The 24,145-nt window shown below is 39.4% G+C and carries 27 protein-coding genes and 1 pseudogene; all 28 read right to left on the reverse strand.

Going from position 1 to position 24,145, the window contains the following annotated elements:
• Positions 1–12: 12 nt before the first annotated feature.
• Entirely contained in the window at positions 13–1,095 is a 1,083-nt protein-coding gene (locus VRHSUH09_RS09755; RefSeq protein WP_105082061.1) for an efflux RND transporter periplasmic adaptor subunit, read from the reverse strand.
• 176 nt (positions 1,096–1,271) lie between these two features.
• Positions 1,272–2,186, reverse strand: a pseudogene (locus VRHSUH09_RS09760) (ATP-dependent 6-phosphofructokinase).
• Entirely contained in the window at positions 2,158–3,045 is an 888-nt protein-coding gene (locus tag VRHSUH09_RS09765) for a shikimate kinase (RefSeq protein ID WP_105082062.1), read from the reverse strand. Before VRHSUH09_RS09765 ends, VRHSUH09_RS09760 begins: the two are co-directional and overlap by 29 nt.
• A 125-nt stretch (positions 3,046–3,170) precedes the next feature.
• A complete protein-coding gene (locus VRHSUH09_RS10575) occupies positions 3,171–3,356 on the reverse strand; it encodes a hypothetical protein (protein ID WP_009351667.1) in 186 nt (61 codons plus the stop codon).
• A gap of 202 nt (positions 3,357–3,558) precedes the next feature.
• Positions 3,559–4,155: a PilN family protein gene (locus VRHSUH09_RS09775; protein ID WP_105082063.1), complete on the reverse strand. Its 597-nt coding sequence runs from the start codon at positions 4,153–4,155 to the stop codon at positions 3,559–3,561.
• A complete protein-coding gene (locus tag VRHSUH09_RS09780) occupies positions 4,139–4,993 on the reverse strand; it encodes a hypothetical protein (RefSeq protein WP_105082064.1) in 855 nt (284 codons plus the stop codon). The genes VRHSUH09_RS09775 and VRHSUH09_RS09780 overlap by 17 nt, the downstream gene beginning before the upstream one ends.
• A 9-nt stretch (positions 4,994–5,002) precedes the next feature.
• Complete coding sequence (locus VRHSUH09_RS09785) at positions 5,003–5,410, reverse strand: hypothetical protein (RefSeq protein WP_105082065.1); 408 nt, start codon at positions 5,408–5,410, stop codon at positions 5,003–5,005.
• The gene (locus VRHSUH09_RS09790) at positions 5,391–5,966 is read right to left on the reverse strand and encodes a hypothetical protein (protein ID WP_105082066.1); all 576 of its coding nucleotides are present in this window, start codon (positions 5,964–5,966) and stop codon (positions 5,391–5,393) included. The genes VRHSUH09_RS09785 and VRHSUH09_RS09790 overlap by 20 nt, the downstream gene beginning before the upstream one ends.
• Positions 5,963–6,319, reverse strand: coding sequence for a hypothetical protein (locus VRHSUH09_RS09795; protein ID WP_105082067.1), 357 nt, complete (start codon positions 6,317–6,319; stop codon positions 5,963–5,965). The genes VRHSUH09_RS09790 and VRHSUH09_RS09795 overlap by 4 nt, the downstream gene beginning before the upstream one ends.
• Positions 6,320–6,326: 7 nt before the next feature.
• Positions 6,327–6,788 carry a hypothetical protein gene (locus VRHSUH09_RS09800; RefSeq protein WP_043005955.1) on the reverse strand — a complete coding sequence of 154 codons (462 nt, stop codon included), beginning with the start codon at positions 6,786–6,788 and terminating at the stop codon, positions 6,327–6,329.
• A complete protein-coding gene (locus VRHSUH09_RS09805) occupies positions 6,767–7,309 on the reverse strand; it encodes a prepilin peptidase (RefSeq protein ID WP_105082068.1) in 543 nt (180 codons plus the stop codon). Before VRHSUH09_RS09805 ends, VRHSUH09_RS09800 begins: the two co-directional genes overlap by 22 nt.
• Before the next feature lie 150 nt (positions 7,310–7,459).
• The gene (locus VRHSUH09_RS09810; RefSeq protein WP_054748598.1) at positions 7,460–7,906 is read right to left on the reverse strand and encodes a competence type IV pilus major pilin ComGC; all 447 of its coding nucleotides are present in this window, start codon (positions 7,904–7,906) and stop codon (positions 7,460–7,462) included.
• A 62-nt stretch (positions 7,907–7,968) separates the two neighbouring features.
• Positions 7,969–9,144, reverse strand: coding sequence for a type II secretion system F family protein (locus VRHSUH09_RS09815; RefSeq protein ID WP_105082069.1), 1,176 nt, complete (start codon positions 9,142–9,144; stop codon positions 7,969–7,971).
• Between the two features lie 8 nt (positions 9,145–9,152).
• Positions 9,153–10,172, reverse strand: coding sequence for a type IV pilus twitching motility protein PilT (locus VRHSUH09_RS09820; protein WP_105082070.1), 1,020 nt, complete (start codon positions 10,170–10,172; stop codon positions 9,153–9,155).
• Positions 10,156–11,166, reverse strand: coding sequence for a GspE/PulE family protein (locus VRHSUH09_RS09825; protein ID WP_105082071.1), 1,011 nt, complete (start codon positions 11,164–11,166; stop codon positions 10,156–10,158). Before VRHSUH09_RS09825 ends, VRHSUH09_RS09820 begins: the two co-directional genes overlap by 17 nt.
• Before the next feature lie 188 nt (positions 11,167–11,354).
• Positions 11,355–12,638, reverse strand: a complete 1,284-nt coding sequence (eno, locus tag VRHSUH09_RS09830; RefSeq protein WP_054748599.1) for a phosphopyruvate hydratase — start codon at positions 12,636–12,638, stop codon at positions 11,355–11,357.
• Positions 12,639–12,732: 94 nt separating this feature from the next.
• On the reverse strand, positions 12,733–14,259 hold the full coding sequence (gene gpmI / locus VRHSUH09_RS09835) for a 2,3-bisphosphoglycerate-independent phosphoglycerate mutase (RefSeq protein ID WP_105082072.1): 1,527 nt from the start codon (positions 14,257–14,259) through the stop codon (positions 12,733–12,735).
• 13 nt (positions 14,260–14,272) lie between these two features.
• Positions 14,273–15,043, reverse strand: coding sequence for a triose-phosphate isomerase (tpiA, locus tag VRHSUH09_RS09840; RefSeq protein WP_054748601.1), 771 nt, complete (start codon positions 15,041–15,043; stop codon positions 14,273–14,275).
• 1 nt (position 15,044) lies between these two features.
• Positions 15,045–16,223, reverse strand: coding sequence for a phosphoglycerate kinase (locus tag VRHSUH09_RS09845; protein ID WP_054748602.1), 1,179 nt, complete (start codon positions 16,221–16,223; stop codon positions 15,045–15,047).
• Positions 16,224–16,236: 13 nt separating this feature from the next.
• Complete coding sequence (gene gap, locus VRHSUH09_RS09850; RefSeq protein ID WP_009351659.1) at positions 16,237–17,247, reverse strand: type I glyceraldehyde-3-phosphate dehydrogenase; 1,011 nt, start codon at positions 17,245–17,247, stop codon at positions 16,237–16,239.
• A 67-nt stretch (positions 17,248–17,314) separates the two neighbouring features.
• On the reverse strand, positions 17,315–18,340 hold the full coding sequence (locus tag VRHSUH09_RS09855; protein WP_105082073.1) for a sugar-binding transcriptional regulator: 1,026 nt from the start codon (positions 18,338–18,340) through the stop codon (positions 17,315–17,317).
• Between the two features lie 208 nt (positions 18,341–18,548).
• The gene (gene upp / locus VRHSUH09_RS09860) at positions 18,549–19,175 is read right to left on the reverse strand and encodes a uracil phosphoribosyltransferase (RefSeq protein WP_009351648.1); all 627 of its coding nucleotides are present in this window, start codon (positions 19,173–19,175) and stop codon (positions 18,549–18,551) included.
• Between the two features lie 147 nt (positions 19,176–19,322).
• Entirely contained in the window at positions 19,323–20,126 is an 804-nt protein-coding gene (locus tag VRHSUH09_RS09865) for an IS3 family transposase (RefSeq protein ID WP_105082074.1), read from the reverse strand.
• Positions 20,119–20,700 carry a helix-turn-helix domain-containing protein gene (locus tag VRHSUH09_RS09870; protein WP_105082075.1) on the reverse strand — a complete coding sequence of 194 codons (582 nt, stop codon included), beginning with the start codon at positions 20,698–20,700 and terminating at the stop codon, positions 20,119–20,121. The genes VRHSUH09_RS09865 and VRHSUH09_RS09870 overlap by 8 nt, the downstream gene beginning before the upstream one ends.
• A 125-nt stretch (positions 20,701–20,825) precedes the next feature.
• Positions 20,826–22,058: a serine hydroxymethyltransferase gene (locus tag VRHSUH09_RS09875; protein ID WP_054748807.1), complete on the reverse strand. Its 1,233-nt coding sequence runs from the start codon at positions 22,056–22,058 to the stop codon at positions 20,826–20,828.
• A gap of 45 nt (positions 22,059–22,103) precedes the next feature.
• A complete protein-coding gene (gene rpiB / locus VRHSUH09_RS09880; protein ID WP_105082076.1) occupies positions 22,104–22,541 on the reverse strand; it encodes a ribose 5-phosphate isomerase B in 438 nt (145 codons plus the stop codon).
• A gap of 11 nt (positions 22,542–22,552) precedes the next feature.
• Positions 22,553–22,999: a low molecular weight protein arginine phosphatase gene (locus VRHSUH09_RS09885; RefSeq protein WP_009351624.1), complete on the reverse strand. Its 447-nt coding sequence runs from the start codon at positions 22,997–22,999 to the stop codon at positions 22,553–22,555.
• Positions 23,000–23,112: 113 nt separating this feature from the next.
• Complete coding sequence (locus VRHSUH09_RS09890) at positions 23,113–24,144, reverse strand: L-threonylcarbamoyladenylate synthase (RefSeq protein WP_054748802.1); 1,032 nt, start codon at positions 24,142–24,144, stop codon at positions 23,113–23,115.
• Position 24,145 lies beyond the last annotated feature (1 nt).

The following is a 24,145-nucleotide window of genomic DNA, read 5'->3' on the forward strand; positions in this document are numbered from 1 at the left end:
ATTCACCTACTATTAGAATGGTCCACGGCTATTATTCTTAGGAGCAGTAACATCACCACTTACGATGATTTCATCACCTTCAGATAAACCTTTTAGAATTTGTACATTAGTATCCCCAGTTACGCCTGTAGAAACAGCTGTACGAACTGGTTGACCGTCTTTCATTACATATACGTATTCACCTTGTTTATCTGTACGTACTGCAGTAAGAGGAACTACTAAGGTATTTTTAATATCTTCACCAAAGATAGTAGCACGAGCCGTCATAGATGGTAAGAAATTACCTGCAATATTTTCAGGAATTTGAACCTTAACTGTATAGTACACTACGCTATTACTCGTAGCGCCCATGTTACCTTTTGTACCTTTTGCAATTTCAGATACGTAACCTGTGAAAGTTTCACCAGGCTTAGAGTCTACAGTAAATTCTACTTTAGCCCCTTGTTTAATACTACCAATATCTGTTTCGTCTACAGTAAGATAAATTTCTAGATTATTTAGGTCCGCAATTGTAGCAATAATCATTTGGGTAGAAATACCAGTACTAATCGTTTGGCCAGCTTTTAGTGGCGTACCTACAACAGTACCCGACATAGGTGCAGTAATCGTAGCATCACTTAGATCGGCAGATACACGATTAAACGTAGATAAAGCACGTTCATAAGATGTTACGGCATCATCATAGGTTTGTTGAGCAATAGCATTTTGAGCAGCCAAAGCTTTGTAGCGATTCATATCGAGCTCAGCCTTAGATAACGCTGCGCGAGCATCATCAACAGAAGCCTGTAGTTGTCGCGTATCAATATATGCGATAACTTGTCCCTCTGTAACGTGATCATTTTCTTTGACTAAAACTCTTTCAAGTTTACCTGCTACATTTGTAGATACATCTACATAGTTTACAGGGTTAATAGTACCGGTCGCACTAATACTTGTTTTTACATCACCTTTTTCTACTTTACCAGTAGTATATAAATTTTGTGTGTGGCTAGCATTTTGACTATCCATGTAGTAATACGTACCACCACCAAGAACACAAAGAGCAACGGCACCCGCTACTATGCGTTTACGATGCTTTTGGAAAAATTCTTTCATTATGATCTCCTTAAATAAAGATGAAGATATATGTAAAAGAGACAGTATTCTATATCAACACATATAGTATTTTTAAATTATACAGCACCAATTTCTTTTATGCAATATAATTTCATTAACGATAAATTATGACATATATAGAAAATGGCCCCTAATGGGCCATTTTATTATATAAATTAACTACTCAATATTGATAATAGGGTGTAGTCTTTTTCATTAATAGGGAAATCTAAGAGTTCTGCCTCTTGATAAGAAATGGGACGGATATGACCATCTATATAGCCCAGTAATCGATTATCCACGCCATTCATCAATAGATTAAGACATGCTTCACTCATACGGGCTGCTAAAATTGCATCGAATGCAGATGGCCCGCCACCGCGTTGTAAATATCCCAATACGGTCAAGCTCGGATCAAACTCCGTATGTTCCTTAATAAAGGCTTTTACATCACCACTATTATAGGCACCTTCCGCTACGAGAATAACGCTATATTCTTTACCACGGATTTGTGTTTCCTTTAAATGTCGACATACATCATGTAAAGGCATAGGATTTTCAGGAACCAATACGATTTCTGCACCACACGCAAGACCAGCTTTAAGTGCAATATGACCAGCTTTACGCCCCATTACCTCTACAATGGCTACCCGCTCATGCGAGTTAGATGTATCGCGAATACGACCAACCGCATCAACTACAGTGTTTAAAGCTGTATCAAAACCTAATGTATATTGAGTGCCCCCCATATCATTATCAATGGTACAAGGAATAGTCATGGTGGACATACCGAGTTTTGCCAAACTTGTAGCGCCACGCATAGAACCATCGCCACCAATAACGATGAGATGATCTATATCATGAGCTTTTAAAATATCATAGGCCTTTTTCTGAACCTCTTCATTTTGAAACTCAGGAAAGCGAGCCGTTTTTAGCATCGTCCCACCTTGGGTAATAATGCCACCTACATCACGGTTAGATAAAGGAAATATTTATTCCTCAATGATTCCTAAATAACCTCGTTCAATGCCAAATACTTCAAAACCTTCATGTATGGCTTTTCTAGTTAGGGCTCTTATGGCGGCGTTCATTCCAGGTGCGTCTCCGCCGCTTGTTAGTATTGCGATTCTTCTCATATCCATTACCCCCTTGTGGTGTACGTTGATTGGATATAGTCTCAGTTTTTCGATTCTTGTTTCCTACATTAGACGCCTTTTGATTGCGGCGTTTATCATAACGGACTTTTTTAGATGATACCTTATTAGAATCTCCCTTATTGGCCATTCCTGTACTAGAGCTAGCTATAGGGGATATTAATTTGGTATCCTCTGTTCTTCTACGTTGATGATTATTAAATTGTGTTTCTCTAGATGCCACTATAGCATCTACTTCGTCTGTTTCATTGGGTTGACGTCTTGCTTTAAATTGCACATCTGAGGCCTCTAATTCGTCCTCAATACGCTGCATAAAATCATAGGTCCGACCATTTGTTGTGTCCAGTACAAAATCGCACTGCTTATACACTGGCTTCCAAGACTGTATCATAGCGTGTACAAAGGCATTAACATTAGTATAGTCCATGGTAGGCCGCTTCCCAATACGGCGATTGACACGACTCACTATACGGAATTGTGCTGCTCGAATACCAATGATATATGAGTATTTTTTCAATACCTTTAATGTGCGATGTTCAATAGGGAAATTGCCGCCTACAGAAATAACGGCTTCATGATACAAGCATACCTTTTTAAGTACATCCATTTCAGCACGGCGGAATGCTTTTTCCCCTATCTTTTTGAATATTTCAGCAATGGGCAACCCAAAACGACTTTCTAATACGCGATCGGTATCTACAAATTGCCATCCCTTGCGTTCTGCAAGATTTCGACCGAAGTGACTTTTACCACTCCCCATAGATCCGATGAGCATAATATTGCGTTTAATTATCATTTATTATGTGCCCCTTATTATTTCATATCCTTCATTGTACTATAAAATGGATCAAAAACAAAGACAGACTATAGACATAATATCTATAATCTGTCCCTATAAAGATCGCAATATTTATACTGTACCTATATCCTTGATTTCACAGCACAATGTACGTAAACTACATTGCCTTTGCGCTCTATATCTTCTATTTCTATATGTCGTGAAGGCTCTTTTTCATCAACAGTATTAATCCAGTTTATGAGTCGCTCCGTACTACCTAATAATGTTAATTCTAATATGCCTTCATGCTCATCAGTACTGACAATCATTAATGGTTCTCCTTGTAAGGAATCAAAGATACTTGTATGGCTGGTTTGAGAATTCTTGTTCTCCCTGAAAGTCTCTAAGAGTTTGGCTTCCTTAGATACTATATAATCTGACTCCGCATTCATTTGTATAACAAAAGTCTCTTGCTGTTCTTGTAGGAGACTAGTTTTTTGACTCAAATGTACATGTCCATATACGGAAAGACTAGTTACTATCCCCCACAGGACTATGGTCATTAGTATCTTGTTGATTGGTTGAATGGTGCTCTCTCTTAGATCCGTCCATATGGAATGAATAAATACCTTTATCTGCTTTAACTGTTCCATGACACTCCATTCCCGATAATCTCTGCTGCAAAACAGCTATAAATTTACGACATGCTTCATCGCTAACACCGATACCATCAATACTTACATGACCATTTTTTATACTTAGACGCTGTAAACTAATACGTTGGTCCATAGCCGTATCAAGAATATATAAGACTATACTATTTTGATAGATATTAACTTTATTACTATCAGATGTATTCTTGAGAATTTTATGTTTAATAGCCATTAACTCACTATATTTTTGTTCAACTACTTGATACTGAGCATTTGCTCGTAAATCTAGATATTCTACCTTTTGCTGATCATATATACCGTAACTAGTCCAGCATATATATATAGATACTAAGCCTACTATAAAATATATAAGACTTATACCATACAGATAGTACCGATATGTATGCCATAGACTATGCCATCGTAAAGAACGAGGCATTAAATTTATACATTTATCTTTACCATCCCAAGCCAATCCACTTAAGCCCCCTTGCGGCCATACCAATTGCCATATCCCAATCTAACTGGCCCTTTTTGCAACGATTGCGCCCACGACCTAAGAACAATAACGGAATATATTCGTTTTCACCATACATAGAAATTATTTCTTCCATATCATTTCGCTCTTCATCAGATAATGTATCTAAACCGTACATGCGTATACCTTGAATCTCATCGATACCAAATGTTTGCAATCTAGCTTCTAACTTTTCCATTGCTTCCGATACATCACTACCGGTAATTGGAACCATACATTCGTCAATGCATATATCATTCCACCATAGCCATAGATGCATAGCCCCTTCTTCAACAACACCAGTTACAGTCCCACTACGCCGCATCAAGCAGTAACAAATAGGAATGGGCCAAAAATCGATAACATCTACTGGCGCATACGTATCTCGTATGCCTTGTTTTAACAGCTCCAATGAATGACGATCTACGGCTACCATAAACATATGATAACTATGTCTTGGATATTCTCGACGACATGCATCCATTTGGAAGCTATCTCCATCAAAGTTAAAGTAATCCTCTACATTCCACTTAATAAATTCCTTCATATCAAAATCGTGAGGATCATAAGGTGCTACACGCATTTGCGTATCTATATTAGCTACAATGCTATAAGCCCCTTCGTCTAAATCATAGGTTTCAATAAATCTAGTAACGTCTTCATCAATAGGTCCACTCCGTTTCATCTCTAATGCATCGGTAATGACCATTGTTTTATTTTCAATATGAGCTGTAACACATACAATACGCTCATCCGTAATACAAACACCAGAATGAATTTTCTTTTTCCGTTTCATAGCCTCACCTCAATAAGGTTTTACCTTTACCACATGCATACGCTTATCTTGATCTACTGTGACATACATATGAACGCGGCTCACTATTTCCCGATTTTTTAATTTCCCATAACTCATAACATGACGAGGATTATCCATCGAACGATCCGGTTCAATGGTAATTTCTACATCTCCCTCATCTGACACTATTAGTTTTTGTTGAAAGTCCCAAGTATTACCTTCCTTACAATACCCTACAAACCAATGAGCCCCTCTTTGAGCTGCATAATGAGCCTCTTCTAAATGGATTTCATCGACGGCATTGCTTTCACAAATTTGACTAATACGAAGCCCCATAAAGGCTAAGAGCAATAATAAGGACATCGTAAGTATAGCTACATATGTAATAAAGCCCGCATTATGGGCTCCTCCGTTCATGGCTTGTCTCCTCATTATCTTTATACCAATCATAAACAGCACTCTGCCCTATAGCGACCTCATACAGAGCTAACCCACCATATCCGCTTGTATAGAGCTTATTATTAGTAAAGCGATTATTAATGTACCATCGCAGATGAACTGTTTTATTATTATCTAGACTAAATGGGTGTTCCTGCGTATACCCTACATTACGCTTATCTCTTGTTCCTATGATGCGACTACCACTTACGGGTTGTAGGCTACCATCCGTGAGTTTTCTGTAAAGAGCATGTCTTTGTACGGTCAAGGTCGTACGCTTTGTATCATGAATATATAAGCTTATATTCTTATCCTCTACGGTAACCTCTACAGGATTCCATATCATTTGAGCTACCACCATACGCCGTGTATAACGACCATCCTCCATCATCGCTACGCTATCTAGTAATTTGGCGTCCCACATAACCGCATAGAATACAATGCCTAAGAGCAAGGTAAGAACGATAACAGAAATCGTCATACTAATAAGGGTCGAGTACAAGATAAAGCCTTCATGATTAACTTTGCTATTCATCGTGTTTCCTCCAAATCAATGGATAGTGAATAGACAACCGTTTCATTATCTATGGCCTCTACCGTTAAACGTTGTAGTGAAATACCCTGCACTACTACGGGGTTCACATATGTTTTATAACTAATAGCTTCACTAGGGCTCATGATAAATTGTGAGTGATGTACGCCTGTTTGAAGTGTTCCCGTTTCATAATATGCTGCTTTACCTTCCTCTACATACGTTATAGTATCTTGCAATATATGGTCCCAATAATAAGCCTTATATATCGTTATCGTCGCCATCCAGAACACAGATAATACAATAGGTAACATAAACATAATAATAGCTGCCGAGATTAAAGCATCGCCATACATAAACCCTTCAGTGTACTTCTTCCCATCTGATACGCCCCGTTTGTACCGATACCCATATGCGATTTTTCTCACCACTTTCACGATCTGTCAGAACTATTTCTGTTCCGTCATAAGGTAAACCAAGAGCTGAAAAGGAAATAATAGTCATAGATCTTGTATTCTCAATATTAGGAGGCAATGATATGTTTACCGTATGATGATTGGCGTCTTCTTCAATAGTGTAACTATCCTTATGTAATATGAAGAGCATTCTACCTTTCCCATTCGACTTATGTCCAAGCATGGACCAAAGCTGAACCTTTTTTAGCATATACACAACCTCTTGAGTAGCTCCATTTAGAGTATACCGACTAGGTGTTGTCACAATGGGTAAGGCAATAGATATGAGAAGTAATACTAAACTTATGGTAATCATCCACTCAGCTAGTAAGGAGCCTAACTGGCCATCTATAGGTTGTACCTTAGCCATTGGTATATTACCTCCATATATAGACCACCATGCAAGGCGCACCAACCTCCAAAGCATAGAAAGGGACCAAATGGAATGTATCGATTACGATAACCTGTTAGTAAGAGATAGAGAGAACCAACACAAAAGGCTACGTAAAAGAAACATACAATCTCCCATGGCGTAAGCCATGTGGCAATGGCAGAAAACCATTTCACATCACCAAGTCCAAAGCCTTTATGACTCATTAGACGAAGTCCATATGTAATAGCCCCTACACTGATAACACTTAATAAGGTTATTAACATAGATTTATCGTTTATATAGCTATATATAATTCCACCTAGTACAAGGGCCATAGCCCCTTCATCAGGCAATATATAGTAATGCATATCGATGGTAGCACCTGCTATGATGATGAGTGAAAACGCAGCATACAAAGCAACGTGAATAAAAGATATTGCCTTCAATGATAATAGAATAGGTAACACTACAGATGCGATATATACGATGAGTCCTATTACATAACTAGTCCCTTTCATACCTTGTCCTTCCATATATTAAGTACCTTTAATCGATGCCAATACCAGGCACTCAATATGTATGTGCCAATAAACACTATATGTCGATTAAATTAAACACTATGTACCTAATAAACACTATATGCGAATTAAATAATACATACCTATCGATTAAGGTACACTAGGTGCTGTTACAACTACAGCTTTTGCAGTACCACCGCTAACAGCTTCATAAGTAATGGTATATTCTTTACCTTTTGCTGTCTTAACATGTTCAGTCAAATACCCTTCTTTATAAAGGTTTTCAACTGTTGGTGGTGTATCAACGTTCTTGTCGATCATGTAGAGCTGGGTGGCATTTTTAATAATTTGAATATCTGCCGTTTCTTTTGCAGATCGGGCTCTATCTGCGGCAGATAAGAACTGCGGCATCGCAATGGCTGCTAAAATAGCGATGACTGCAACGACAACCATTAATTCTACAAGGGTAAACCCACCTTTTCTCGACTTGTTAAGTCCTTCTCGAACACGACCTATATGTAATCGCTCTACTATCCATTGTCCACACATTTCTAATCGATGATTTATGCCATGAACCATATGTATAACGGAACTCATAATATCCTCCTTTTACATTATTTAATATAATTCGATGCTATTTAATACTGGTAAAATGATGTCTATTGTCCTCCTAGTTTGGCAATAGACGTAAATAAGGGATACATAACAGAAACGACTAATACGGCTACACCAATGCCCATGACAGTTAATAGTACAGGTTCTAATAATCTCTCTAATCGAGCAATATATTTTGAAAGTATAGACTCATAGTAGTGACCACAATGGTTTAACATCTTTACTAACTCACCGCTTTCTTCCCCAATAGAAACCATTTGCCATATAAAATCATTCCCTATATGACCATTGCGTAAACTTTCTTCAAAAGAATGGCCAGTTAATAGTTTTGCCTCCACCTGCTCACTACATTTAGTGCCATATAGATTGCCCCATAAGGGACGAGTAATGTTCATGGTATGAATAATCGAAATCCCTGAGTCTAGCAACAGAGCCCACACCTTCAACATGCTCGTATAGTACACACAAGTACTCCATTGGTATCGGTGAGCCAACTGCCAAAGCCAACGATGTACTTTACATCTCATACTATGCTGCTTATAAGCAAATACTATTGAACCTATTACAACACTATGTATACCTATTACCATCAAAGGATGTTCCTTTAACCCTTGTCCTAATGCAAAGAGGGCTCGTGTCATCAATGGTAGTGTAATATGCATAGTTGTAAAAACCTTTTCAAAGGATGGAATGATAAACAGGATGGTAACGAGAAAGAATACGTTCATCATAAGAAGAAGAAATATAGGATAAGAAATAGCACTCATAACCTTTTGTCGGAGTTGTCGTTCCCAATCGTAGTGACGTGAAATGTATTGTAAGCTTTCACCTAAGGTGCCTGCTGCCTCTCCACTTTCTAGTAGTGCTAAGGCTATAGCAGGACAACCTTCACCACGTAATGCTTGCGATAAGGTTTGGCCTCTCTCAATCGATTCATACAAGGCCGTATATAGCAAACTTCGCTTTCCCTGACAGAGTAACTGTAAAGCCCTTCGTAAAGGCACACCAGACTCTATCAGTAATCCTAGTTGATAGGTCACATCGACCACCATAGCATGATTCCATTTATGTTTCTTCTTTTCTACTTGTAAAGATATCCTATAAATCTTGTATCCATCGCGTTTTAGCCGTGTTGCAATCTCCTGTTCTGAATCGCCCCACATCACCCCTTTTTCTGTTTCATTATTCTCATTTTTTACGACATATTCATAAGCCTCCATGTATTCACCTACGATAATTGTTGATCTAATAGCGTATGTAGTTGTTGTTGAGAGCCATATTGTGCCTTCACATCTCTCACAGCCATTTCTAGTGTTTTCATAGGTAATTGTGTTTCTTGAATGGAAATAATTTGAGGTTCCTTACGAGTGCGAATTAAATTTGCTACTGCATGGGTATTTAGTAAAATATCACGAATCGTAATGAACTTCTTATTCCACCTAAGTAGTCGCTGACATATAACGGCACGTAACACTTGAGATATTTGACTGCGTACCTCTTCTTGTTGCTCTCCTGGGAAAAGAGATATCATACGATGAACAGCCATTACAGCCCTTTGTGTATGCATAGTAGCCATCACAAGATGCCCCGTCTCTGCCGCATGAAGTGCAGCCTCCAAGGTTTCACGATCGCGAAGTTCTCCTACCATAATGACATCTGGGTCCTCCCGCAAGGCATCTCGAATACCGTCAGACATAGACTTAATATCGGCACCTAATTGCCTTTGATGAATCAATGATTTTTTAGGCTTAAATTCAAACTCGATAGGGTCTTCTAAGGTTATGATATGACGCTCCATTGTCTGATTAATATAATCAATACAACAAGCTAAGGTGAAGCTTTTACCACTGCCCGTAGGACCACAGACGAGCAATAAACCATCATGGGCCTCACATAATTTTTGTAGCAGTTGCCCTTCACTGTTATCATCTAACGAAAGTTGTTGATGACAGAGTAAGCGCAAGGTACCACATATGGTTTGATTAGCCCGATATAGATGAACGCGAATGCGCACACCACAACAAGAGCATGCTTCATCAATGGATTGCCATTCGTAGGAGGCTATGCCACATCGCCGTAAAATATCTTCGATTAAGTCTGTCGTACACACAAAGCTAGTAGCCTTCAATCCATCACCATGTCGCAAGTATATAGGCTGTCCACATTGTAGATGAATATCTGTTGATGATAAATGTATTGCTTGTTCTACAATAGTTTCTAAACTTTCACTATTACAGCATGAGTCCACAACGATGCACCTCCTCAATAGATGTAACATGCTGAGATACGGCCTCACGGGCAGAATCCTCTAATGATAGTAATACATGTGTTTCTAATTGGTCCCAACAGGCCGAATTAGCTGGAATCTCTAAAAATTCAAAGAGTGCTGTCCGCCCATGGTACGCTGTACCATCGAATTTTCTAACTAGTCGTTGTGCAATAGCCCCCATTAAGGTAGCTCGAATTAAATATGGTTCTACCCCCATATCCATGAGCCGCGTTACTACGCCCATAGCAGTATTTGTATGAATGGTAGACAATACGCGATGTCCCGTTAAAGCAGCTTTAACGGCGAGCTCTGCAGTCTCCTTATCCCTAATCTCACCAATCATAATTGTATCGGGATCTTGCCGTAGTACAGATCTAAGGCCTTTTGCAAAGGTAAAGCCAATCTTCTCATTGATAGCAATTTGGATGGCCCCTTTAATTTCAGCCTCTACGGGGTCCTCTAGACATATGAGCTTTGTTTCCTTTAAATTTAACATGCGGAGCATGGCATATAGAGTAGCCGTCTTTCCACTGCCCGTAGGCCCGCAGATGAGCAATAAGCCATAAGGACGTTTTAGTAATTGCCCGATGTGTTCAAAAATATCTGTACGCATGCCTAAAGCTTTAAGGTCTTTATGACTGCCCTCATTGCCCATAAGGCGACAGACTAAAGTCTCGCCGTATAAGCTGGGCAAAGTAGATACGCGCATTGTTATGGCTTTATCTTTATGACTCCAAGCCCAACGGCCGTCTTGAGGCAATCTTTTCTCGCTAATATCTAATGAACTACAAACCTTGATGCGATTAATAATAAGCTCCGCATCTTCATTAGATACTGTCATGTAATTTTGTAACAGTCCATCTTGTCGTAGTCGAACATGCACACCACTTTTAACAGGATCAAAGTGAATATCGCTTACATGATGTTCTAAGGCATACAAAATAATATCGTCTAATGTCACATCTACATACATGGTCACCTCCAATACCTTGCGGTATGTTTTTACCTCACACTAGCGTATGGCGTTATAGGTTTCGACATCATCCCCAAAATTCCTTTTTTATTTTTAAAAATCCACGAAGCGAAAACTTTTCTATTTTTGAGTATACAAAAAAGGCGCCCCGAAGGGCGCCCTTATTGGACTATTAGATATAACATATCTTATTTTAAGTTATAAAAAACGTCATTACCTTTATATTGTGCTGTTTCGTATAACATTTCTTCAATACGAAGCAATTGATTGTATTTAGCAACACGTTCAGAACGAGCTGGTGCACCAGTCTTAATTTGTCCAGCATTTACAGCTACTGCAATATCAGCGATGAATGTATCTTCTGTTTCGCCAGAGCGATGAGATACTACACAAGTGTAACCTGCGCGTTTAGCAAGTTCCATAGCATCGAAAGCTTCAGTGAGGGTACCAATTTGGTTAACTTTTACAAGAATAGAGTTACCTACACCAAGCTCAATACCACGAGCTAAGCGTTTTGTGTTAGTTACGAATAAATCGTCACCAACGAGTTGAACGCGGTCGCCAAGACGATCTGTTAATACTTTCCAGCCTTCCCAATCTTCTTCAGCAAGACCATCTTCGATGGATACGATTGGATATTTACCTACTAGATATTCGTAGAAATCTACCATTTCAGCTGCTGTTTTAACTTTACCTTCACCAGCTAAATTGTATTTGCCGTCTTCATAGAATTCAGAAGATGCAGAATCAAGAGCCAATTTGAAGTCTTTACCAGGTTCATAACCAGCTGCTTTAATAGCTTCGCAGATTACTTCCAATGCTTCTTCGTTAGATGCCAAGTTAGGAGCAAAACCACCTTCGTCACCTACTGCAGTGCTAAGACCTTTGCCATGAAGTACGGATTTCAATGTATGGTATACCTCTGCACAGCTGCGAAGAGCTTCTGCAAAGGATTCAGCGCCTACAGGCATGATCATGAACTCTTGAATATCTACGTTGTTATCCGCATGTGCTCCACCGTTCAAGATATTCATCATAGGAACTGGCAATTCTTTTGCGTTAAAGCCACCAAGGTATGCAAATAATGGCAAATCTAAGGATTCAGCTGCTGCACGAGCTACTGCCATAGATACACCAAGGATTGCATTAGCACCAAGGTTAGATTTATTATCTGTGCCATCTAATTTCAACATCAAGTTATCGATTGCCACTTGTTCTGTAGCATCATAACCGATAAGTGCAGGGCCGATTTTAGCATTTACATTGTCGATAGCTTTTAAAACACCTTTACCAAGGTAACGGGATTTATCGCCATCGCGCAATTCTACGGCTTCAAACATACCAGTAGAAGCACCAGATGGAACAGCTGCTGTAGCAATAGTGCCATCTTCTAAACATACTTCAACTTCAACAGTTGGGTTACCGCGGGAATCTAAAATTTCTCTTGCAATGACTTGTTCAATTACTGCCATTTTATCACCTCATAAATCTAATGTGGAGTTATTAAAAATATTCCACCGTTATGTATCGATTAGGTCTAACTGTAGTGAAAGTTAGATCTCAAAATTATGCTTTATGTACTAAACTATGGCCTGTCATAGATTTTGGTTGTTCTATGCCAGCCAAGTCTAATAAAGTTGGAGCAATATCACATAGTTTACCAGCTTCTAAAGTAGCTGTTTTTAGTGTGTCACTCATTAAAATTAAAGGAACTAAGTTTGTAGTATGCGCCGTATGAACTTTGCCAGTTTCATGATTTACCATGAGCTCAGCATTACCATGGTCTGCCGTAATTAACAAGTGACCATTCTTACTGCGTATAGCCTTTACAATACGACCTAAGCAAGTATCTACGGCTTGAACTGCTTTAACAGCTGCTTCAAAACTACCTGTATGACCGACCATATCTGGGTTTGCAAAGTTCAAGATGATCATGTCATACGTTTCATCTTGAATAGCTTGTACAACTTTATCAGTCACTTCATAAGCGCTCATCTCAGGCTGTAAATCATAGGTAGCCACTTGAGGGGATTTCACGAGAACGCGGTCTTCACCTTCAAATGGTTCCTCTTTACCGCCGTTGAAGAAATACGTTACATGAGCATATTTCTCTGTTTCAGCAATGCGCAGTTGACGATAACCACCAGTGCTTAGTACTTCGCCTAATGTTTCAGCCAAGGTATCTTTTTCGTATACGATATGAACTGGCAAACCATCTTCGTACTTGGTCATAGTCGCCATATACAAGGATAGTTGTTCTCGTTTAAAACCATCAAAGTCAGGCAACACTAAGGCTTTTGTAAGCTCACGCCCACGGTCTGGACGGAAATTACAGAAGATAACTGCATCTCCATCTTTAATAGTCCCTTCAGCATCAATGACTGTAGGAAGAACAAACTCATCTGCTGCATCTTTGTCGTAGGACTGTTGCACTGCTTTACAAGCAGAATCTGCCATTTCACCTTGACCATGTACAATAGCATTATATGCTAACTCAACACGGTCCCATCGATTATCGCGGTCCATTGCATAGTACCGACCACTCACAGTAGCAATCTTACCACAGTGTAGCTCTGCCATATACGCTTCTAAGTCTTTTAAATAGCCTTGCGCACATTGAGGAGCTACATCACGACCATCGAGCAAAGCATGTACATAAACGTGCTCAATACCATGATCATGAGCCCCTTTGATAACTGCCTTAATGTGATCTAAAGAGCAATGTACATTGCCATCAGATACTAGACCGATAAGATGTAAGCTTTGTTTTTTAGCAACTTCGTATAGTTCCTTCATAACAGGGCGATTATAAAACTCACCAGATTCAACGTCTTTAGTAATACGAGTCAAATCTTGGTACACAATGCGACCAGAACCAAGGTTTAAATGGCCGACTTCAGAGTTTCCCATTTGACCTTCTGGAAGGCCTACCGCAAGCCCTGATGCTTCCAATTTTGTATGTGGATACGTATCCCATAATTGATTAAAACAGAGCGGCTTCGCCTGTACTACAGCATTGGTTGTATCTGATTGATCCCCCATACCAAAGCCATCTAAGATGACTAGCATTACGGGAGCCTCTAATTTAGCCATTTCTAACCTCATATTAAGCGCTTACTTGATTCGCCGCTTTAATAATATCAATAAATTCATCAACTACTAGGGATGCACCGCCTACAAGAGCACCGTCAATATTTGGTTCTCCTAGAATTTCGAGTGCATTTTCAGATTTAACGCTACCGCCATACTGGATACGCACGGCATCAGCAGCGTCATCATCATATAAAGAACGAATGTAATCGCGAATTGCTTTACACACCTCTTCAGCTTGTTCAGCTGTTGCGGTCTTGCCAGTCCCAATAGCCCAAATTGGTTCGTACGCAATAATGAGTTGACTCACTTGTTCTTTAGGAATATCAGCCAAGGCCCCTTTTAGTTGAGACGTAATCCAATCAATAGTATGGCCAGCTTCACGTTGTTCTAAACTTTCACCAACACAGACAATAGGGTTTAAATTATGATGGAATGCACTCTTAATTTTGGCATTTACCGTCTCATCTGTTTCGCCATAATATTCGCGGCGCTCAGAATGACCGATAATGACATAATTAACGCCTACCTCAGTAAGCATAAGTGGTGAAATTTCACCAGTGAACGCACCAGCATCATGATAATCCATAGTTTGTGCGCCTACCTCAATCGCTGTGTTACGCGTCAGCGCTACAGCACGCTCAATAGCTGTGAAAGGCGGGCAAACAACTACATCACAGGATAATTCCATATCTTGTAACACGCTGTTAAACGCTTCGATCAGAATTGATCCAGACGCAATGGTGCCATTCATTTTCCAATTTCCTGCAATAATAGGTTTTCTCATATTATGCCTCAGACAATGCAGCAATACCTGGTAGAATTTTGCCTTCTAGGAATTCTAAAGATGCACCACCACCTGTGGAGATATGGCTAATTTTATCTGCCAATCCACTTTTTTCAATGGCTGCTACAGAGTCGCCACCGCCAACGATAGTCATCGCATCAGATTCAGCTACAGCTTTCGCTACTGCATTTGTACCAGCTGCAAAGTTTTCCATTTCAAATACGCCCATAGGACCATTCCAAATAATAGTCTTCATTGGAGCCAATGCTTCTACATAGAGTTCACGAGTTTTCGGGCCAATATCTAATACCATCCAGCCGTCTTCGATTTGATCGACGTCAACAATTTTAGTATTTGCATCGTTGCTGAAAGCATCTGCTACTACAGCATCGATAGGTGTTAACAATTTAGCACCTGCTACGCGAGCTTCCATAACAAGGTCTGTGGCGATAGCTTCTTGACCTTCTTCAAATAAGGAGCTACCAATATTGCAACCTTGTGCTTTAATGAAAGCGTTAGCCATGCCACCGCCGATGATCATAACATCAACCTTAGGCAAAAGGTTAGAAATAACAGAAATTTTATCTGTTACTTTTGCACCACCAATGATTGCCGCCATAGGTGTTTTAGGATGCACAACAGCTGCACTTAATGCGTCGATTTCTTTTTTGAGCAAGAAGCCTGCAGCCATAGGGCTATAATCAGCAATACCAACTACAGATGCTGCATTACGGTGAGATACACCGAACGCATCGTTGATGGCTACATCCGCAAGAGATGCCAATTGTTTAGCAAACTCAGGATCATTTTTAGTTTCTTCATTGTGGTAACGCAAGTTTTCAAGCATTAATACATCGCCAGATTGCAATGCTTTCACAGCTTCTTCAACTTTAGGACCAATGCAGTCATCTACGAATGCTACAGGTTTGTTGATAAGCTCAGATAAATGTTTCGCACATGGTGCCAAAGACATTTCAGGCTTACGTTCTCCTTTTGGACGACCAAAGTGAGAAGCAAGGATAACCTTTGCACCTTGTTCTACTAAATAGTTAATAGTAGGTAATGCACTACGAATACGAGTGTCATCAGTGATGACACCGTCTTTCATAGGTACATTAAAATCAACACGAACAAATACTGTTTTATTAGCTACTTGTAAACCTTCGATTGTTTGTTTCATCAAAGCCTCCCGATTATAAGCCTTTGCTTGCTACGAATGCTGCCATGTCGATAAGACGTTCGGAGTAACCCCATTCGTTATCATACCAAGAAACGATTTTAACCATGTTGCCGTCCATAACCATTGTTAAATCAGCATCAACAATGGAGCTACGAGGGTCAGAACCAAAGTCACAAGATACCAATGGCACATCGGATACACCAAGGATACCTTTTAATTCACCAGCTGCTGCTTTGCGGAATGCTTCGTTGATTTCTTCTTTAGTAGCTGGTTTTTCAAGTTCGCAAACAAGGTCTGTAGCAGATACGTCTGGAGTAGGAACACGCAATGCAAAACCATCAAGTTTACCTTTTAATTGAGGCAATACCAAAGCTACAGCTTTAGCTGCGCCAGTAGTTGTAGGGATGATGGACATAGCTGCTGCACGAGCACGGCGAGGGTCTTTATGACGCGCATCAAGAATTTTTTGGTCATTTGTATAAGAATGAATTGTAGTCATCATACCGCGTTTAATACCGAATTCATCGCACAATACTTTAGCGAATGGCGCCAAGCAGTTAGTTGTGCAAGATGCGTTGGAAATGATGTGGTGTTTTGCAGGATCATACATATCTTGGTTAACACCCATAACCATAGTCAAGTCTTCGTTTTTACCAGGTGCAGAAATCAATACTTTTTTAACTGTAGGTTGTTCTAAATGAACTTTTGCTTCTTCTGCATCGCGGTATTTACCTGTACATTCAATTACGATTTCTACGCCTTCTTCAGACCAAGGCAATTTGGAAGCATCGCGGTCGTGGAATACGCGGATTTTTTTACCATCAACATAAAGGTTGTCTTCATCGAATGTTACTTCGTTAGGAATTGTACCATGTACAGAGTCGTATTTTAATAATAATGCAGTACCTTCATTATCACCAGTTGCATTAATCGCCACAACTTCTACGTCAGGATTATTAATCGCTGCGCGAACTACACATTTACCGATACGACCAAAACCGTTAATACCAACTTTTACTGCCATTGTTAGATCCTCCTAATAACAAAAATTCTAACCAAATTCAAACTAAAATTTATAACTACTCATTCGCCTATAAGGCAGAAATTTGTAACAATTGACGCATGCCTTCGGCGGCTTGCTCATCAATGATGAGTATACCTTTCTGGCAAGCTCGCATGACACCTATAATTGCGCTCGCCTTCTCTTGTCCACCTGCTACAGCAATAACATTTGGCACCTTTGCTACATCAGGCAAGGATAAACCAATATTATTAGTGGAATAAATCAACTTGCCAGCCATATCACAATATTGTCCCAGCGCCTCGCCTACAGCATGATTATCTACCAATTGCTTGCGTACCTCATCAGCAATGTGACGCTGATCGGCCATGCGCATGGCTGTACCAATGCCAAACAACAATACGTCAGTCCGACTAATGAGGTCGCTAATTTCCTTGATTTGCGGTTCACAAGTCATGAGCATATGCAATGAGTCTTGTGAAAGCCCATCTGGTAAATGAAGCATCTTGTAAGTCCCACGAAGTCGTTCAGCCAGTACAGAAGCGATGACATTAGCTTGGTATTCCACTACCGCCCCAACACCACCACGAGCTGGTACTACAGTAGGATTAAATGGTAAAATCGGCATTTCTTCCGCTACCGCTGCCATGGTGCTACCACCACTAATAGCCACTACTGAATCAGGCTCTAATAACTCCTGTAACAGTTTTGCCGCAGCGAAGCCCAGCTTTTTAACCATTAACGTTCCTTCTGTAGGTGTAATGATAACCCTATCGATGGAAAGTGCTTCCGTCAATCGGCTTTCTAGTTCGTTAATACGATCTAGTTCGTTTAAAAAATTTCGTAACTTCGGAACAATTGATTGTCCTTCGTCAGTGAGAAAAATCCCCGGTTTATAAATGTCTACTAGGCCATTTGCACGCATCAACTCAATATGACTTCGTACGGTTCGCTCTGGAAGGTCCGTCGCTGTAGCTAATGTCCTGCGGCCTATAGGCTCTTCATAAACAAGGTGGTTTAGTATCTTGTATCGCTCCTTTAATACGCTAACGATTTCAGGAACAATACGTTCACATATCATTAGAAACTCGTTCATCGGGTCCCTCCTTTACCCGTTGGGATTATATGAATCGTTTTTCGTCCCATGTGAACAAAATTCGTCCCACCTAAAATAAAAAAATACCTTTACACATTTATTTTATACCCTATGTGAATTTTATTCAACCCTAAATAGCAGAAAACGACATACTTTTGAGGCAATTTAATACAAGTTCTATGCCTAAAAGTATGTCGTTTATTTTAATTTATTTTGTACCGAAGATACGGTCACCAGCATCGCCTAAACCAGGCAAGATGTAACCATGATCATTGAGTTTTTCATCAAGTGCTGCTACGTAAATAGGTACATCAGGATGTTCCTTATTTACAACTTCAACGCCTTCTGGAGCCGCTACGAGGCACATCAATTTGATGTGTTGAGCACCTTTTTCTTTTAACAAAGTAATAGCTGCTGCTGCGCTACCACCAGTTGCCAGCATTGGGTCAGTTACGATGAAATCGCGTTCGCTTACATCAGTTGGCAATTTGCAGTAGTATTCTACTGGTTTTAAAGTTTCAGGATCACGGTATAAGCCGATATGACCAACCTTTGCAGTTGGAATTAAGCTAAGCATACCATTTACCATACCAAGGCCAGCACGAAGAATTGGAATAATACCTAATTTTTTACCTGCAATACGTTTACCAGTCATTTTCATTAATGGTGTTTCTACCTCTACATCCTCAAGTGGTAAGTTGCGTGTAATTTCATACCCCATCAACATAGTAATTTCATCAAGTAGTTGTCTGAAGTCTTTTGACCCTGTTTGTACATCACGCATCAAGGTAACTTTGTGTTGAATCAACGGATGTGTCATAACATTAACTTTCATGACTGTCCTCCTATAAAACAATATACGTATCTCTTTGTAACAATTTAACTATCATATTAACTCTATCATAGAATGGAGAATAGTGCCATAAAAATATTAAAAGGGATGTGCCCTGTGATCTGCACCCATTTTCTTGGACAGATATAATTAAGCTACTTTTTGAGAATGAGTTCGGTATTCTACCGGACTCATTCCTTTTAATTTGAGCTTAATGCGTTTTGTATTGTAATAAATAATATAATCCTTTAATTTGCTGATAAAATCTTCATAGGAAGCAAACTTTTCTAAATATAACAACTCTGACTTCAACAAGCCAAAGAAGTTTTCCATCACGCTATTATCCAAACAATTTCCTTTGCGGGACATACTTTGGATGATAGCGTGATTTTTTAATGTCTCCTGATACACTGCATGTTGGTATTGCCAACCTTGATCTGAGTGCAGTATACATCCTTGGCTATTAGGCCTTTCCTGAAAGGCTTTATCCAGCATAGTTAATACCTGCGCTAATATAGGTCTTTCGGATATTTCATAAGATACAATTTCACCGTTATATAGGTCTAAGATTGGTGATAAATAAATCTTACGTCCAAACACATGAAACTCTGTAATATCTGTGGCCCATTTTTGATCTGGCTTTGTTGCAGTAAAGTTTCGCTTAATAATGTTGGGAGCGATTTTTCCTTCAGTACCTCTGTATGAGCGGTATTTCTTTAGACGAACTTTACATGTTAAGTTTTCTTCCTTCATAATACGCATTACAACTTTATGATTTATATGAATGCCTAATTTATGCAATGCTATTGTAATTCGGCGATATCCATAACGCCCCTTATTCATCGCCACAAGTGTGCGAATAGCTTCTCGTTCCTCTGCATATTTGTCCCCCTTTTTTATGCTAGCTAAGCGTGCATAATATGTACTACGACTAATGCAAAAGTACTCAAGCATAAACTGAAGGGGATATATTTTTCTTAATCTTTCGATGGCAATTGTTTGTGCTTTTTTTTACAGCTCTATTGGGTTTAGCAATTTCACGCATTTCTTTCATGAAGTCATCGTAAAAAGACATTTCATATTTCAACCGAGCGATTTCAGCTTCTAGTTCTTTAATCCGTTCTTTATCTGATTTTCTTGTTGAATCTATTTGTACGTTTATTTCGTTCTTAGTCTTCATAGGAGGCCTGCCTTTAGGCTTAGGTTGCAATCCTAAAAACCCTTCATCTAAATATTTCTTATTCCATGCTGCAATTAGACTTGGATTATCTATATTAAATAATTCTGCTGTTTCTTTAAAGGATAACTTATTCTGCAACCTAGTTTCAATAACTTTACGTTTAAATTCTGCTGAAAATATACGTCTATTCATTTTTTTAGATAAAGAACTATTATTTTTGTATTTGAATAACCAGTTTTTTATTGTGTGTCTTGATATATTTAATTGGTTTGCTACAGAAGGTATACCAAATCCGATTTTAAATAGATAAAGAGCTTGATCTTTAGTTTTTTGAGAATATTTTGACATAGAAAAACTGCACCTCCAAAAATTGTGTCCAATTTTTGGGGTGCAGTTCACTGGCACATCCCTTTTATATTACTTATAGGCTTGTGGGCCTATGAATATGTAATGACTGTCATTAATCTATTAGATTAGTATAATGGATACGCTTCACAAAGTGCAGCTACGCGTTTGCTAGCTTCTTCATGAACAGCTTTATCTTCAGGATTTTTAAGAACTGCTGCAATAATATCAGCAATTTCTTCCATATCTTTCACTTGCAAACCACGAGTTGTAAGCGCTGGCGTACCAAGACGGATACCGCTTGTTACAAATGGGCTAGCTGGATCGAATGGAATTGTATTTTTGTTACATGTAATACCTACTTCATCGAGTAAGTGTTCTGCTTCTTTACCTGTTAAGCCAGTGCTACGAACATCTACGAGCATAACGTGAGTATCTGTACCACCAGAAACGATTGTTAAGCCTTTATCTTGCAATGCTGCAGCCAATGCTTTTGCATTGTCGATAATTTGTTGCGCATATACTTTGAATTCTGGTTGTAATGCTTCGCCTAAGGCAACAGCTTTAGCAGCGATAACATGCATCAAAGGACCACCTTGGATACCAGGGAAGATAGATTTATCGATTGCTTTAGCATATTTTTCTTTGCAAAGAATCAAACCACCACGAGGACCACGCAATGTTTTATGAGTTGTAGTAGTTACGATATCAGCATATTCTACAGGGTTTGGATGTAAGCCCGCTGCTACAAGACCTGCAAAGTGAGCCATATCTACCATAAAGATAGCATCTACTTCGTGAGCGACTTCAGCCATTTTCTTGAAGTCGATTTGACGGCTATATGCACTACCACCAGCGATGATCAATTTAGGTTTTGCTTCTAATACAATTTTACGGAACTCATCATAGTCGATTTGTTGTGTTTCTGCATCTACACCGTAAGGTACTACATTGAAATATGTACCAGATACGTTAACTGGAGAACCATGAGTCAAATGACCACCGTGGGACAAGTTCATACCCACGATAGTGTCGCCAGGTTGCAATAATGCAAAGTACACACCAAAGTTAGCTTGGGAGCCAGAATGAGGTTGTACGTTAGCATGTTCAGCGCCAAACAAGCGTTTTGCACGTTCGATAGCCAATGTTTCAATAACGTCAACATTTTCACAACCGCCATAATAGCGTTTGCCAGGATACCCTTCTGCATATTTGTTAGTTAATACGCTACCTTGAGCTTCCATTACTGCTTGAGAAACAAAGTTTTCAGAAGCGATCATTTCTAATTTATCGCGTTGACGTGCCAATTCTTGATTGATAACAGCTTGAATATTAGGGTCTTGTTTTTCTAAGAAACTCATGAGTATCCTCCTCGTACAAAACGAATATCTATAGGTAATGATGTATTATTTCTCTAATGCTTTAATTTTCTCAACACGGCGTTCGTGACGACCACCTTCAAATTCCGTTGCCATCCAAATGGTAACGATATCTTTAGCAAGGCCAGGACCAATAACGCGCTCCCCCATTGTAAGGATATTGGCATTATTATGTTCACGACATGCGTGTGCAGAGAATGTATCATGACAAAGAGCAGCTCGAATGCCCGCTATCTTATTTGCTGCAATACCAATACCAATGCCAGTACCACAAATTAGAATACCTCGATCTGCTTTACCAGACACGACTGCATTTGCTACAGGTACGGCAATATCTGGATAATCGCAAGATTCCGCTGTATGACAGCCAAAATCTTCTACTTCATGTCCCAATGCACTTAATACTTCTTGAACGGATGCTTTTAAATTCAATCCGCCATGATCACAACCGATTGCAACCTTCATAATATCATCTCCTATGCTTTCTGAGGGGCTGTTTTAAGGCCTTCCTCAACTAAATGATAAATTTGCTCCGCACATTGATTATATATGATTTGATCAGCGCCATATGGGTCAGTAACATCACCATCTTGACCACCCCACTCGGAAATCGTTTTGATTTTACCTTCCTCAAACGGGAATTGGCGAAGTAGTACGGATTTATGATCTTTCGTCATACCGATGATTAGATCTGCTGCATTGACGAGCTCCATAGTTAATGGTCTCGATTCATGGTCAGAAATATCAGCAATGGAACGGACAGCTACAACGGCTTGTTCAGTTGGCTTTGCTCCATAAGCGGCAAATAGACCAGCTGATACAGTCGTTACATCCTTATGTTGCTCCGCTGCAAGGGCCCGTGTAATTCCTTCTGCCATAGGACTACGGCAAGTATTACCGGTACATACAAATAAAATATTCATAATAACATCCTTACTTAATCACATTTTGTGATTACTTTATACATTATAGCAAAAATATCCAATATGTAAAGACATATTTCTATTATCAGTGGACATTTATAATGTTAGAAAATTTACTTATAAATGATATGATGACCGGATGCTTTTTCCATTCGGTTCATAATGGCAACGCCAAAACCGTCATCATTCACACCTTCTGCTAAGATTAGGGTAACATGATTTTCGTTAAAATGTAATAGGCTTTTATAAAAGTCATGGCCTAATGCTAGTGCATCTCCATGATGTCCAAAACAATGGCACATGAAACGCGAATCATCTTTAATAAGCTCATAGGTCTCATGACTTACTAAACAGCCAATAGGCCCTTCTATACCTTTAGAAAGTTTATTAAAAGTATTAGCTACAGATTCTGGAGTACCAACGACAACAGTCATAGGTGCATCAGGAGCATAATGTGTATACTTCATACCAGGCGCCTTAGGTTTAGTTTCAGCATTTACTAAGGCTGTATCGTATTCGACATTGGAAACAACAGTTTCTAGCTGTGCCTTTGTAATACCACCTGGTCGTAAAATAATAACTTTATCATCATGCACTTCTACTACAGTAGACTCTACTCCGATTGTGCAAGGACCAGCATCTAAAATATAAGAAATACGACCATTCATATCGTTATATACATCTTGAGCTGTAGTTGGACTGGGACGGCCTGAAATATTAGCACTTGGCGCTGCTATAGGTATACCTGCACGCTGTAACAACACGCGACATCCATCATGATCAGGACAGCGAAGCGCTACACGAGGTAATCCACCTGTTGCACGGTCTGGCACTAAATCAGACTTAGGTAGTGTAATCGTTAAAGGTCCTGGCCAAAAGCTATCCATCAAGGCTTGAGCCGTTGAAGAAACTTCAGTTACTAATGGTTTAATACTTTCACTATTGGGAATATGCAAAATCAATGGATTATCTGATGGACGGCCTTTGGCAGCATAGATTTTATCCATCGCCTCTGGATCTAGACCATTAGCACCCAAACCGTATACAGTTTCTGTCGGTATAGATACCAATTCACCTTTGCGTAAAGCACGGGCTAACATATCTATATCTTGTTCAGATGGATTTGTAATAATTTTAGTATCCATA

The sequence above is a fragment of the Veillonella rogosae JCM 15642 genome, assembly GCF_002959775.1.
Taxonomy (GTDB): Bacteria; Bacillota; Negativicutes; order Veillonellales; family Veillonellaceae; genus Veillonella; species Veillonella rogosae.